Here is a 14,069-nt window from a genome sequence, read left to right as displayed (position 1 = left end):
AGTGACCATCATCTTCGCGAAAATGTGATTTCACTAATTTAATTTAATCAGTAAGGGGGTAAGAAGTCAATGTTTTGCGATAATTTCTCATATTCTGATAAATAATTTGATTTATGACACATTTGAATCAATATTTTTTATAAACACATTAAAACCCCCATATATTGGAGGTTTCTTGATAAATGGTCTATTCAGTTATAATAATTATGAATAAATGAAAGGAAGGAATTGGATGGCAATGATAGATTTTGGTCGTCATAGACCGAATAAAAGTTTCTCTTTAAGTGGAGACCATTAACGGACAACTTTCGAAGCGTGTTCAAACGTAATTCTTTTTGAACCGAAACCTTTGAAATAATAGAGATACCTAAGCCCGATTCAACAGCAGCTTTAATCGATTCCGTATTTTCCATCTCCAATAGGACATTCAGTTGATTGGGGGCAAGCCGATTGTTTCGTAATTGTTCTTCTATTACTTGTCTTGTGCCTGAACCCTCTTCTCTGATAATCATTGGTAATGTTAAAAGCATTTGTGGCGTAATATAGTCATCGATAGAATCAAACTCTGGATAGATAAATTTATGAGGAGCAATAATAACGAGTTCATCTTCCAAAAAAAGCTGTTGCGTAAATTCCGGATAATACGAGGACGATTGAATAAACGCAAGGTGGATTTGTTTATTTCTCAGTTTTTCAATAATATGTTCCGAATTATCCACTTTCATATCTAAATGGACATTCGGATATTGTTGTTGATAGTCTCCTAATATATAGGGCAGAATATGTTCACCCAAAGTTAAGCTGGCACCGATGAATAAGTCTCCGTGAACCGTCTCCCAAAGCGATGCTAACTTATTTCTTGCATGATTTATTTCTTTAAATATTCTTTCGGCGGATTCCAACAAAATTTTTCCCTCAGACGTCAGCTGAACTTTTTTTGTTGTTCTGTCAAACAGTTTCGTATTTAATTCGTTTTCCAAATGCCGAATCTGCTTACTTACACTCGATTGAGACATATGGAGAACATTCGATGTTTTGGAAAAGTTATTGTTACTTGCCAAAACGTGAAACACTCTTAAATGATCGAGATTCAATGATCAACCCCCCAAACCATAGTAAGTCAACAGATGGCCCACGAAATTCTTGAAAAAATCCCCCCGAACGATGAGCAACATTCGAGGGGTAAAATGGCTATCTTCTATTCTGTTAGAAGTGGGTAATACCCTTCTTCATTATGTGTCTCCGTCCCAACAAGTGGTGGATTAAAGACACACACCATACGCATTTGCGTCCTAGCCTGCAAGCGGTGCTTATCATGTTCATCCAGCAGATACATGGTACCGGGTTTAATATCGTATACATCACCGGTCTCCAGTTTTTCTATTGTACCTTCGCCTTCAATGCAATAGACCGCTTCTATATGATTTTTATACCAGAAATAATTATCGGTGCCTGCACCTATAATAGTATCATTCAAACTGAAGCCGACGTTATCTTTTTTTAAGATAAATCTGCGGCTGCTCCAGTTTTCATCAGACGTTTCATCTTCTGTTCCCATAAGGTCTTCCAGTGATTTTACGATCATATTCCAGCACCTCTCTATTACTTTAAATCGTTTATTTATCCAGAACAGCTTTTATGCTGTCTTCGAGTATTGAAAGTCCTTGTTCGAGCCCTTTTTTATCTATATTCAGTGGTGGGAGGAATTTAATAACCTCATCTTCCGGTCCGGACGTTTCCACAATCAGCCCGCGTTGAAATGCCTCTCCACAAATGGTATCGGTCAATTCGGGTTTACCGACTGCGATGCCTTGCATCAGGCCTCTTCCACGGGCTTCTGCGTCAAGAGCGGGATATTTGTCAACTAGGCCTTGAATGGTATGACCGAGCAGCTTGCCTTTTTCCTGAATAGCTTGACTGAATTCATCGGTTTCCCAATAGGTCAATGCCTCTTGTGCCGCCAGAAAGGCAAGGTTATTTCCGCGAAAGGTTCCATTATGTTCACCAGGATCCCATTGATCGTATTCCGGTTTAATCAATGTGATCGCCATTGGTAATCCGACACCGCCGATAGATTTGGAAAGGCAGACGATATCCGGTTCGATCCCTGCTGGTTCAAAGCTAAAGAACGTACCAGTTCTACCACAACCCGCCTGAACGTCATCCACTATAAGCAGAATGTCCCAGCGTTTGCAGAGGTCGGCTACCTTTTTGAGCCAATTCATTCCAGCCGCATTGATGCCACCTTCTCCCTGGACAGTTTCCAGAATAATGGCTGCCGGCAGCTCTACACCACTTCCGTTATCTTCTAAAAACCGCTCCAGAAAAGCGATGGTATCCTGGTCCTCCACGTAATCATCAAATGGCATGGAAACCGAATGATGAAGTGGAACACCTGCCCCATGACGTTTAAATGAATTCCCAGTCACAGAAAGAGAACCGATCGTCATACCATGAAATGCATTGGTGAAACTGATAACACTGTCACGTCCAGTCACTTTCCGGGCAATCTTCAATGCGCTTTCCACTGTATTCGTTCCGGTTGGCCCGGGGAACATGACTTTATAATCAAGATTACGCGGTTTAAGAATCACATCCCGGAAGCGTTCCAAAAATGACTCCCGTGTCGTCGACCCCATGTCAAGACTATGGATGATGCCGTCGCGCCGGATGTAATCAATCATTTTTTCCTGCATGGTGTCGTTATTGTGCCCATAATTCAGTGCACCGGCACCAGCAAAGAAATCAATATATGCATTCCCGTCGGTATCCCAAAGGGTGTAGCCCTTAGCCTTTTCGAATACGACCGGCCAACCCCGACTATAGCTCCGTACAGACGATTCCATTTCTTCAAAGGTTTTCATTTTATCATGGTTATTCAATACTGTTATCGTCAAAATGTCACCCTTCCGCTAAAATTTTTTCTTTTTGTATTGGTCCAATCTTAAACAAATGCTCATCTTCATGACCTTCTCCAGGAAAGTCATCGGATGTAAAATAGTCATGAATAACACATTTGGTAAGCATTTTTCTTGCAAGACCGAGAAACAGCTGCTGTGACGCCGAATTGGATGGTGATACGGTTGCTTCCACCGAATGAATATCCTCACAGTTTTCACGGTTCAGCAATTGGTACAACATTCTCGTCGCGAGTCCCTGACCGCGTTCCGATTCATCAACAGCCACTTGCCAGACAAAAAGTGTATCCGGTTGATCCGGATGAATGAAACCCGAAATGAATCCAACGATTTGCTCTTCCCTTTCTACCACAACAGATGTGTCCGAAAAAATTTCACACCACATAAGATAACTGTAGGATGAATTCAAATCGAGAACACCCGTACGCTTCACCAGTTCCCAAACACCTGATCCATCATCTTTTGCCGGCCTGCGAAAATGCAAACCTGTTTCAGTCTTCTTAGGTTTAGTCATGACACTATTACCGCTGTTTAAGATGATTCCACCTCCAAAGTTATTGAAAAATCAATGTTAGATTAATAATAAACAGAAATGTTTGATAACGCAATTTGTTTTAAATGGCATATAACATGATTAAATGGGTTCACTCCTTCTCTCACTTATTAAACATGGCATACATCAAAAATGCTTTCAAATATTGAATCGTAAACCCATTCATTAGTAATCAGATGATAATCATCTCCGTTTCAAACGGTGCTATGACAGTGTTTGCAAAAAATCAGTGATTTATAGAATTTTATTTAAAAATTCCGATGTTCGGTTTGATTGCGGATAAGAAAAAATAGCTGTTCCGGTTGGCCTTCCTCAACAATGGCGCCCTCATCCATAAACAAAACCGGATATTGCCTTTTATATAGGGGGCACTTGTTGAACCAAGCTCGGGAACAAATAAAAATCCGCCCGTTCACCGAAAAATATCGGTTAAACCGGCGGAAGGTTTATCCTTTTGAATTATAATGTTGTTTAGACGCGTTTGCAGACGTATGGCGGGAAAGTAACACTTTAGGCAGAAACAATCAATCCGCGCCCTTATCTTCTCGGAATGTCTCAGAAGCCTCCATTTCCTCTCCCCCATTTTTACCAGAGTGCGTATCGTCCAGATCCAACCAAGATAGCATCGCTCGAATCACAGTATTGATTTTTTCATAAACCACATCGTTGCCATATGTCGCTTTGGCTCGTTCGATATGTTCTTCCACATCGGCTTCAAATTGAACAAGCGGCTCATCATTCTCCAAATTATTATACAAATGAAGGATCTCATCCAGAGCCCGATCAAACGTCTTTGTTTCAGATTCATTTGCTTTCATCGTCATCACCCTTTAACAGGGTTTCCTTGAAAACGAAAACAATGCACACAGCAATAAAAGCGTTTTATTGTGAAGATCATAAATGTGAAATCTGTGTAGAGTCGCAGGATAAAAAATAGGCATTAAACCTCTTTTCATAAGGTATAACGCCTGATTATTAATGATTCCGAGTGGGCTCGAACCACCGACCTCATGCCTGTCAAGGTAGTAAAATAAACGGAATCAACATATATATTAGTATATCAATTGTTTAAAATCGTTAGCCACTTCACTAATTTATTTAACTAATTTCATTAGTACACCGATTGCAGTGATTTGTAAAGCGGCTATTCTATTTAGTTGTCCATTCCATAGTGAATATGCGTAGACCTGATTGAAGTAAATTAATATTGACGACTTTATAATTACTATTTTTGATTGTATGTTTGGAATCCATTTTGATCTGGCTACTGGCATTGTCATCAGGCATGATTACCTCTATCCGTTCTTCTGGTAAACGTATCTGACTACCTTCTATTGTGGGGCTTCCTTCTTGATGTGCAATACATGATACAGGTTCGGTAACTTCCTTTGGTTCAACGTCCCATACTTTGTTGCCTAAACGATCATAATGATACTCGCCTTCTGTGGTATATGTAAATTCAAATGTATTGGTCATAGGACGCATAGTTGCCTTATATTCGTATGTGCGTTTGGCTTGAACATCAGTAATAATAAGATATTTCACATTGTTAAAGTGGATAATATCGCCACGTTGTATTTTAAAATTACTATGGATTGTTTTATCATCAAAGTTTGGAATTGAATCAGACACATTTTGAGAACTTATAATGGCTTTTCGTGTATTCGTTTCATCGTTCAGTTTTACTGGTACAGCAAATTGATTTAGTAATTGTGCAAAGGATTCTTCTAACAAATAATCACCTACTTTCTTATTTAAGTTTAAAAATCATACCCTTTTGGGATATACATAATTCAATTTGCCATCTTATTTATCGAATAACATGAATGTATTAGAGTTAAATTGGGCTTGTTCATCCGTTTTAAGTGTTCTAATTTTGTGATCGAGTTGGTCTATTCTGTTTTGAATATTAGTGGCAAAATCTGAAACAGACATATCTTCATGCTTAATATTTTTGAGTGTATCAGGTGAATTGGCTACGGACTCTAAGACGGATAGTGCTGATTTGAAAATATTACGTTTATTTGTTGCAGATTGGGCGTTGTACTCTGTATGTGGTTGTAGATTATTTTCTTGTAAATATACGATTAATTCCGATTGATTTAAGGATATAGATTTCGTCTCCATTTCCAAGCGTTGGATGTTATTCATACAATCACCTTCCTTTTAATTTTGGATAATAAAAAAGACACCCTATTGGATGTCTTAACAGTTTCTTAATAAAATTTCACTCATAAGTCCTATTCATAATATAATATTTATTATAATTTGGTGTTGGACGACTATCTTCCCTATAATGGAGATAACCTTCAACTATATTGGTAACTTTAAATTTCTTATCTCCATTTTCATGTAACTGCCTCACATCAGTGATAATAACATTGCCATTATGAAATTCTATAAATGACAATACCTCTTTTTCAGTATATACTTTCCCTGAACTCATTTCTGTTATAATCTCATCTTCAGAAAAACTCATTCATCACACCCCCTTTGTCTACTTAATTCGACAAAGGGATATAATTTCCTGCTCATTTTGATAAAAAATACCTTGAACGGATAGGATAGTAAGGATTGTTATTGATATTTGCTAGGTAATTCCGTATCCGCTATATCTTCAATGTAATTTCCCATTGTACTAAAAAATGAAGCATTAAGTTCGTTTACCTCTTGAACATCTTCATCTAAGAATCCCATAGTTTCCATTGTGTCTCCATCATCAGTAAAATTACTTTCTACATATTCTCTGATCACGGAAATACCTGAAGTTTCTTTGAAATCCTTGAGAAATGTACTAATTTCAGTTTCTTTTGTGGCATCTAACTTTTCCACTTTGCCAACAGCAGTACGAAGTTTATCCACCGCTTCTTCAATTTTTTTAGGACTAATGTTTTCATTATCTTGTAAATAGTATGTATTTACTTCATCAAATGTATTTAACACAGTTTGCATACCTTCAACCGTTTCTTTTTCCGTTTCTGTCTCATTAAGTTTTTTTCTAGTTGTTTCATCTTCTTTTAGGTCTAATGCCTTTTGATATAATGAAATAGCATCATCTAATTTTCCATTTTCCCTATATTCATCTGCTTGACTCACATGTTCATCTGCCTTTGCTTCATCATTACAACCAACTAAGACAATAGTAAGCCCAACCATTAAAACCAGTAAAACTTTCTTCATAATCCATATTCCCCTTTTTGATTTAAGTATAGGCCATAATTCCTGCTAATTAGGATATTTAAAGATGTGATTATTTCACGATACGTTATCATTTTGATTTTCAACTTTTGAATTGCTAACCGTTTCTTGTAACAAATCAATGATTTCACTTAAACCAATAAATATTGCTCCTGATAAAATTCCTGAAATGGTAGAACCAATAAATATTGACCAAGTAAATTCTGAATAACTTCCATATAGACCTTCTATTTCCGTATCACCTAAAATTAATCCACCTAGAAATCCTGCTATCATTACAAATACCCCAATTAAGTATAAACCGTTGGCTACTTTGTTATTTTTACTCATTTTCCATATTCCCCCTTTTGTAATAAATATAGTTCCTAAATTTACAAGGAAATAATTCCTTTGTTTAAATATTACCAAAGAAAGAACATGGAAAAAAGTGTTATAAATAAATTGGTGGAATCCCTTTATTTTTTCACCCCCGTGCGTACAACATTTGGTTTGCTATGGAACAGAACAATAATTCGGGGGTCGGTTCGTTATATAATCCTACACATCTATAATTATTCTTATATAAAACTTATAAATATACAATAATAGGTTTACATAATACACATTATGTAAATAATAATAAAATATAATTACTGATATGACAGTTATGAAAGGAAATAGCATAATTATCGATTATACATAGTTTTATGCAACACACATAATCCTATCATATCAATGCTTATATAAATTGTTAGAATATTTTATGTAATTAGACATGTATATAATTTTGTATATTATGTCCGATACTTCATTATATCCTTACTTTAATTTGCTAAAGTGTGTATCTGGCTCTTGTATCATTTATTATGTATAATTGATAATTACTTTCAATTACTATTGTAACAGCGAAAAATTTCTGACATTTTTATTTCCCAATTATTTCCTATCACATTAACATTCTTATACAACTCTACACATAGTATTATCTACTACAACAGAACGCCACATGTATCCCTGCAAATATTAGCCATCACCATTATCATCATCCGTATTTCCTACACCATCATCTGCACCTTGACTAGCCAATCTCTCCATCTCACTTACCTTATCCAAGAAACTTACATTATCCAACGCACTCTCCGTACTAATTACACCAATCTCTTTCAACTTCTCAATATTCTCAATCATCTGGCTATCGTCTTTCGGCATATCTGGACTAAATACAAAATTAGTTTCCTCAAAATCATCATCACTAAACTCAATACCCTGCATAGCCAATACATTCCTCATTTTCTCTATACGCTGTTCAAAGCCATCTGTTAGTATTTTACTATTCATGTTTGCCTTAATTAAACTTAAATAAAATATACTCTCAATAGCCACGTCACCAACATTACTAATTGTACTACTACCATTCAATAACACATTAGGCATACTGGCAATATCACCTAAAGCATTCTTCAACGTTCCATACAATTCCTTAAATGCTTGATGATCGAATGGATTCGTTACATATTTAAAGTCACCATCATCATCTAATCGTAAGCCATGCGCTCCTGCAGCACCATGCTTCGGCAATTCTGCATTAGTCAACGATTGACCAGTAAGAACCGGAGTTCCCATGATATGTCTGTAATAGCCATCGACTGCTTTACTAAGTAAATGCTCCATACTGTCAATAATATCAATGAAGTCATTTATCTCTGCGTGTCCACGTGTGCTATCCATTTCATTTTCTGTCTTATAATGAATAGGCAAGCCAGTATTATTAGGACGCTGTTCAATCAATCGTATATCCTCGCCACCTATGTTACTGTACTTAGCCACAATATCATCAGTAAACACAATATAATAATCTGTATAGTCACTATGATAGTATTGAACAAAAGAAAGCATTTCATTAGTTTCAGGGTCATACACTGGATATGCTTCACTGGGATCTATTGTCTGACTGAATATATTCCCATCTTTAACATAAACATATTCAAACGATTCCCCGTAGCGCACAATGTCACTCAACACACGATAATCAATCTTGTGGTATTTGCCTTTCTTGTACACCTTATTCAATTCATTAATAACATTCTCTTTGCCCGCCAATTGGACTGGATTCTTACCTAACAGAAAATTAACACTAAAATTAATAATTTGTTTAGCATAGTTTAATGTAACACGTTCTACTTCTATCTGTTTACCATTAAACATTTCATTAGGACGTGTATTAATCTTATGCTGATTCTTGCCTAGATACTCTTTAATATCAACAATTTCCCGTATGTGCTGTTGTGCAGGAACAGAATTAACTTCTTCTTGCATGAACTTTTTAAACTGTCCATCATATCGGTTACGGATATATTCTTGTAACTCCACCTTATCATCCCTTTCTAATACCGAAAAAATGTCGGCTTTATATATACCACTTGTTTTGGTCTTTAGCCAAATTAGCCAATGAACAACTGATAACCTTATCATCATGATTCTGCTCGCCTTGTTTATTCCCCATTTTCTGTCCACCTAAATTCTGATATATCTGCATTTGCTCTAAACTTTCCACATCATTCAATAGGATATATCCACGTTCAAAGTTTTCCTTAAATTTCTCTAAAAGAACTGGTTTTGACGAAACAGTTTGGGTAAAACCTAACTGGCTCTTACGTTTACCCTTCTGGTCGAATAGTTTTTCCTTATATAGATTCTGGTAATGGTATTCTTCACGCATCTTCTCTAATAGGACTATACCAACGTTATTACGTTCAATCGCTGTAAATGGCTGTCCATACCACATCAACAATTCATGTAATACATCAGCAAACTGGTACACGGGCAATTTATTTGATCCAAAACTTGCACATTCCACACCTTCGTCATCTATGATTGTACATGTGCTTGAATCACCGCCACCACCATGCGATACGTCCACGCCTGCATAGTAATATTTCTTAGGATTGTATTCATGAAATATCTTTAACTCTTTGCCTATGTATCTTTGCAAACTACCAGGAACATCACTTAATTCATTCAATGGAATATCTGGCATAACATATTTAAGTCGTTCTAATACCTTATTTTGGTCAAACACCGATTTATTTGTACTAATAAACGATTCCATGTCATTACTTGGATATTCTTGGAAGAAATCTTCCAATTTCATGTCCTGTAACTTATATTCTCGCCACATTAACTGCCTTAAATTGGCATTTTGCTCATATAATCGCCTTTGTTCTTCATTCAAATCCTTGTAACGTAATCTGTCGCCAGTTTGTGCTTTATACCATGCTTCTGCTTCGTCATATTCCCCTTTTTTACTTTCACGATAGAAAGGGTGAAACCATGGAATGAAATAATTCTTGTACTTTGAATTGCCACGTTTGGCTTGATTATACAACCTATAATAATGGTTCGATATACCGTTACTGGTTGTTTCTATGGAAATTCTTCCTTTATCTATCAATGCTTGCTCAATGGACAATAACTGTTCTTTCTGATTGCTGTAAAAGGCATATTCCGACAAGTGCGCCCAACTAATTGACATTCCACGTCCAATATCCTTGTACCCTGCTACCGTACTTACAACTCTACTACCATTAGTTAAAAGTAATTCTTGTTTATTATCCCTTTTCGTTTCAGGAAACAAATTAGGATATTTATCCCTCGGCAGATTGTCATTCATAAATTTTAACTGGTTAAAAAGTGCCTTTGCACTGTCACCCTCATAAGACACGATCAAAATGTTACTGTTTGGCTGTGTACACGCCTGAAAAATTGCTTTAGCCAACATCATGGTACTTATTCCGGCACGTCTGGCTTTATTAATAATGAGATAACGGTTATCCTTCATCAAATCATTTATTTCCTGCTGTGCAAGGTTTAACGTCATCTGTTGTTCCTGATTTTGCGTATTTACAATGTAAATAAAATTCTTAGCAAACAACTCAAACGAATTAAATATCTTTTGTAATTTTTGCTTTTTAGTTACTGCCATTTAATCACCTTTTTCGATTCTATATTTCTAAGTCGTCATCCTCGACCTCATCATCATCATCCTGTTTCTCGAATATCTCTTTAACAATTTTTCTGTTATCTTTTATTTCCTTCTTTAACTGCAAGAATAGTTTAATATCTTTTTCGTTCCCTTGTTCTTTAGCACGTTGACTAATCAAATCATAAATTTCTTCAAAATCCTGCGTTGCACGATAATCCATATACAGATTTAATAATGCTTTATACTCGGAACTTTTTTCCCAATTATAGAAACTATTCATGGTACGGACTTCTGTTTTCTTCATCAATTCTTCTTCTGTTTTTTCAGGTTTGCTTTTATCGTAAAACAGGTTGAACTTCCAACGAAAATATTGCTCTTTCTTCCAATTTATACTTTTTAAATATTTTTCCAACTCATTCATGATTCTCACCTACCACTGATTCCAACTTGTTACTGATTTCTTTAATTTGTTTACTTATTTGTTTACATTCGTCATTGACAATGGCCGTTTGCTCGATATTCTGCATTAACATGTTTTCAATATTATCCACTTTTTCATTTAAACTTTTTTGATCTTGCTTCAACTTAAATACGTTCTGATTTTCCATTAATCGATTCCCCTTTTTAGATTAGTTGTATATAAAAAAAGCCCTAGACATTATCTAGGACTGAGTTAAATCAAATTTAATTTCACCTGTTTCTTGATCGTATCCATTAGGACTTGAACCCCAATTTTCCGAATCAATATCTTCTTCAATATCATCAAATGGATTGTATTCCTTATTCTCGGCTTTGCCATAGCGTTTTAAAAACTTTTGAATAATTTCATCTGCATCCCTCTTAAACGTTTCAATTCGACTATATGAACGCAACGGAACATGTTCAAAATTAATCTTTTTACCATTTTTTTTGGTATGGGTTGCAAGTAAATAATTCTCATTTAAAGTAATAAGTATATTAGTTATTGTATCGTCGCTGTAACCTAACCAATTTTCTATTTTATTAATATTGATATTCGCTTTGTGTTCACTGTTATTAGACAACTTCAACATTAACAAATAAACAGATACCTCTTTAGACGTTAAAGAAAGGTCGTTATATATATAATCAATTGTATTAAAATTAATCGTTATATAGTAATCATTGTCCGTCGTCGGACTGTCAATACTAACGCCATTTTTATCAGCACCTTTATAAGTATGCGGAACATCTATTGCTTTTAACACAATTAATGTATCAGGTTTAATTTTATCATTTTCATCAACTAAATAATTCCACCGTACAGGTTTATGTAATTCAATAATACCTGCCCTAGACATTTTCTTTAACAAATCGAATACTTGATTATTTCTCAACTTAGTTTTACAATTCATCTTTGTAAACTCTTTTAACTCACCAATTGTTACACGAAACACATGTTCATCATATTTACCTTGATGTAACCTAAACCTAAATAATTGTAAGTATAAATTTAAACCTTCTTCTTTACCAATTTTCTTAAACATATTATCTTTCCCATCAAACCAATTTGATTTGATTTTAATACTCGGTAATGCATAATTATCAAATTTCATTTTACGGATTCTCCTTCTTTTTAAATTTATAGATATGTAACTAATAACAAATAATCAATGTACAAGAATGAATTTGAACTTGAACTTGACTTTGAACTTAATCTTTAAGAGTTAAAAGTTAAAGCGGTTAAATGGTAAATTTACACCGCGAAATATTACTTTAAATTTATTAATATTATTACTTAAAATTAATTATATCCCTATGTGTACATTTTTTTGCAGTGGATTTCCTTCTGTTACCCCTAAAAATACAAAATTCTGCAATGGGGTTCTTTAACCTGAATAGCCAAAACCATTGCCATAAAAGGGATTTAGATACTTTTTTATACTTTTACATATAAATCCCTGTGTACACATAATTCTGCAATGGATAACTACTTTCCTATCCCTCATTATACATAATTCTGCAATGGAGTCAAGGGAAAAGTAGAAATTTTACACACTTTTATATGCCAAATTCCCAAAACCCTTGATATGATTGCTTTTAAGTTATCCCTAAATATACAAGATTCTGCAACGGTGTATATTATAACTACTAATGTCATACCTATACACACAAAATTTTGCAATGGGAATTACTCATTTTGATTCTTGTAAGCGTCTAACGCCTTTTGTAATTCAGGTGACTTCGCATAAAGTGAGAATGTGTTCCCACTCTTTGGATTGATTGCCACTGTCAATGGAACAATTCCACCGTTGTGACCACCTGTATAATGATAAATATGGTCACTCAAATTTTTAGAATAACAATAAAATAAATCTTCATTTCTAATAGTCATCTTCAAATTTCCCCTTTATATTTTTACTGTGTATTTGTAAAATTTTCGATTCGTCAATGCGAAACTGACTACATTCGGCTTCAACTTACCTGATTCGTTGCCAGTCACCGTACCATATTTGCTCTCATATTCATTTTGCAAATGGAATGGTCGACTAGGTAAATCTAATTGCAAATTTAAGCCCTCTGACAGCACTTCAAATGGAAGTTCTGTCTGTAAATAGCCATCTTCATTAATTTTAATGTCTGAATTTAACTTATATTTACGTATCAAATCATAATAATCTTGCTTATCTGTTTCATTGAGAATGGTTATCAATTCTTCAAATCCTAATAACCTTAAATATTTGTTATGTACGTCTTTGAATTTGTCGTCATAGTGTCCTAAGAATGCACTATCAATAGATAATAACAACATCTTGCCTAATTTTGTTGGTGGCAATGGCAATCCGTAAAAAGACCACATTAATAATGCGGTACTTCCTGCATATTTATCAAAATAATTGTTACCTGATATATTTAGGATTGAATTTACATTTGCCGATTGCGGATTGACATGGCTATCATGTTGTATGCGTGTGACATGATTATCCCAACATTTACCATATGTCAATGCTAAATCAATCCCTAGTGATGGCTTTCGGACATTTTTGTCTTGTTTATATATATTGTCAAAGTCATAAAAATAATTTATCTGATTGCCATTTACTTCATGTTCAATGGCACAACCTACTAAACTATCTATATCATTTGTTAAAACTGTTGAATAATTGCGCTCGGGCGCAAAACACCATTCAGGCATCTTATCTCTTAATTCTTTTTTCATCTGTTACATGTGAAAGAAACTAATCTTCCACTTCCAATTATTCGGCTATCCCCCTAATATAGGGGGGTTATTCATTTTCCTCATTTTGGGAACATTTTTCTTCCTGCCACTCTAAGACCATAATGTTTTAGCATTGCGATTGATTTACTAAAACGGTCAAAGAAGTGGACAATTATGTTGTATCCTTCACATTTTCACCTCCGTTTTTTGATTATTTGTAAAAATTAATTATCTATTATCTCTTTGTATTTCCTTATCCTG

Annotated in this window: 17 protein-coding genes; all 17 read right to left on the bottom strand. The window is 34.9% G+C overall.

Going from position 1 to position 14,069, the window contains the following annotated elements:
- Nucleotides 1-191 precede the first annotated feature (191 nt).
- On the bottom strand, nt 192-1,094 hold the full coding sequence (locus ACZ5Q7_RS08795) for a selenium metabolism-associated LysR family transcriptional regulator (protein WP_343751122.1): 903 nt from the start codon (nt 1,092-1,094) through the stop codon (nt 192-194).
- 104 nt (nt 1,095-1,198) lie between these two features.
- On the bottom strand, nt 1,199-1,585 hold the full coding sequence (locus ACZ5Q7_RS08790; RefSeq protein ID WP_343751123.1) for an ectoine synthase: 387 nt from the start codon (nt 1,583-1,585) through the stop codon (nt 1,199-1,201).
- A 31-nt stretch (nt 1,586-1,616) separates the two neighbouring features.
- The gene (gene ectB, locus ACZ5Q7_RS08785; protein WP_343751246.1) at nt 1,617-2,864 is read right to left on the bottom strand and encodes a diaminobutyrate--2-oxoglutarate transaminase; all 1,248 of its coding nucleotides are present in this window, start codon (nt 2,862-2,864) and stop codon (nt 1,617-1,619) included.
- 37 nt (nt 2,865-2,901) lie between these two features.
- The gene (gene ectA / locus ACZ5Q7_RS08780) at nt 2,902-3,432 is read right to left on the bottom strand and encodes a diaminobutyrate acetyltransferase (RefSeq protein WP_343751124.1); all 531 of its coding nucleotides are present in this window, start codon (nt 3,430-3,432) and stop codon (nt 2,902-2,904) included.
- Nucleotides 3,433-3,995: 563 nt separating this feature from the next.
- A complete protein-coding gene (locus ACZ5Q7_RS08775) occupies nt 3,996-4,289 on the bottom strand; it encodes a hypothetical protein (protein WP_343751125.1) in 294 nt (97 codons plus the stop codon).
- A gap of 331 nt (nt 4,290-4,620) precedes the next feature.
- Entirely contained in the window at nt 4,621-5,205 is a 585-nt protein-coding gene (locus ACZ5Q7_RS08770; RefSeq protein WP_343751126.1) for a hypothetical protein, read from the bottom strand.
- 72 nt (nt 5,206-5,277) lie between these two features.
- Nucleotides 5,278-5,622 carry a hypothetical protein gene (locus tag ACZ5Q7_RS08765; protein WP_343751127.1) on the bottom strand — a complete coding sequence of 115 codons (345 nt, stop codon included), beginning with the start codon at nt 5,620-5,622 and terminating at the stop codon, nt 5,278-5,280.
- 76 nt (nt 5,623-5,698) lie between these two features.
- Nucleotides 5,699-5,950: a hypothetical protein gene (locus ACZ5Q7_RS08760; RefSeq protein ID WP_343751128.1), complete on the bottom strand. Its 252-nt coding sequence runs from the start codon at nt 5,948-5,950 to the stop codon at nt 5,699-5,701.
- A 98-nt stretch (nt 5,951-6,048) separates the two neighbouring features.
- A complete protein-coding gene (locus tag ACZ5Q7_RS08755) occupies nt 6,049-6,651 on the bottom strand; it encodes a tetratricopeptide repeat protein (protein WP_343751129.1) in 603 nt (200 codons plus the stop codon).
- 75 nt (nt 6,652-6,726) lie between these two features.
- Entirely contained in the window at nt 6,727-6,999 is a 273-nt protein-coding gene (locus ACZ5Q7_RS08750) for a hypothetical protein (RefSeq protein WP_343751130.1), read from the bottom strand.
- 672 nt (nt 7,000-7,671) lie between these two features.
- Nucleotides 7,672-9,018 (bottom strand): phage portal protein, encoded by a 1,347-nt coding sequence (locus ACZ5Q7_RS08745; protein WP_343751131.1) that lies wholly within the window; start codon nt 9,016-9,018, stop codon nt 7,672-7,674.
- 37 nt (nt 9,019-9,055) lie between these two features.
- Nucleotides 9,056-10,630, bottom strand: a complete 1,575-nt coding sequence (locus ACZ5Q7_RS08740; RefSeq protein ID WP_343751132.1) for a DNA packaging protein — start codon at nt 10,628-10,630, stop codon at nt 9,056-9,058.
- 19 nt (nt 10,631-10,649) lie between these two features.
- Nucleotides 10,650-11,051, bottom strand: a complete 402-nt coding sequence (locus ACZ5Q7_RS08735; RefSeq protein WP_343751133.1) for a hypothetical protein — start codon at nt 11,049-11,051, stop codon at nt 10,650-10,652.
- Nucleotides 11,044-11,238: a hypothetical protein gene (locus ACZ5Q7_RS08730; RefSeq protein WP_343751134.1), complete on the bottom strand. Its 195-nt coding sequence runs from the start codon at nt 11,236-11,238 to the stop codon at nt 11,044-11,046. Before ACZ5Q7_RS08730 ends, ACZ5Q7_RS08735 begins: the two co-directional genes overlap by 8 nt.
- A gap of 54 nt (nt 11,239-11,292) precedes the next feature.
- Entirely contained in the window at nt 11,293-12,204 is a 912-nt protein-coding gene (locus ACZ5Q7_RS08725; protein WP_343751135.1) for a hypothetical protein, read from the bottom strand.
- A 575-nt stretch (nt 12,205-12,779) separates the two neighbouring features.
- On the bottom strand, nt 12,780-12,983 hold the full coding sequence (locus ACZ5Q7_RS08720; RefSeq protein ID WP_343751136.1) for a hypothetical protein: 204 nt from the start codon (nt 12,981-12,983) through the stop codon (nt 12,780-12,782).
- Between the two features lie 15 nt (nt 12,984-12,998).
- The gene (locus ACZ5Q7_RS08715; protein ID WP_343751138.1) at nt 12,999-13,808 is read right to left on the bottom strand and encodes a hypothetical protein; all 810 of its coding nucleotides are present in this window, start codon (nt 13,806-13,808) and stop codon (nt 12,999-13,001) included.
- Nucleotides 13,809-14,069: the final 261 nt, after the last annotated feature.

The sequence above is a fragment of the Lentibacillus halophilus genome, assembly GCF_055395055.1.
The sequence above is the reverse complement of the archived record's forward strand: the minus strand, read 5'-3'. Positions and strand labels throughout refer to the sequence as shown.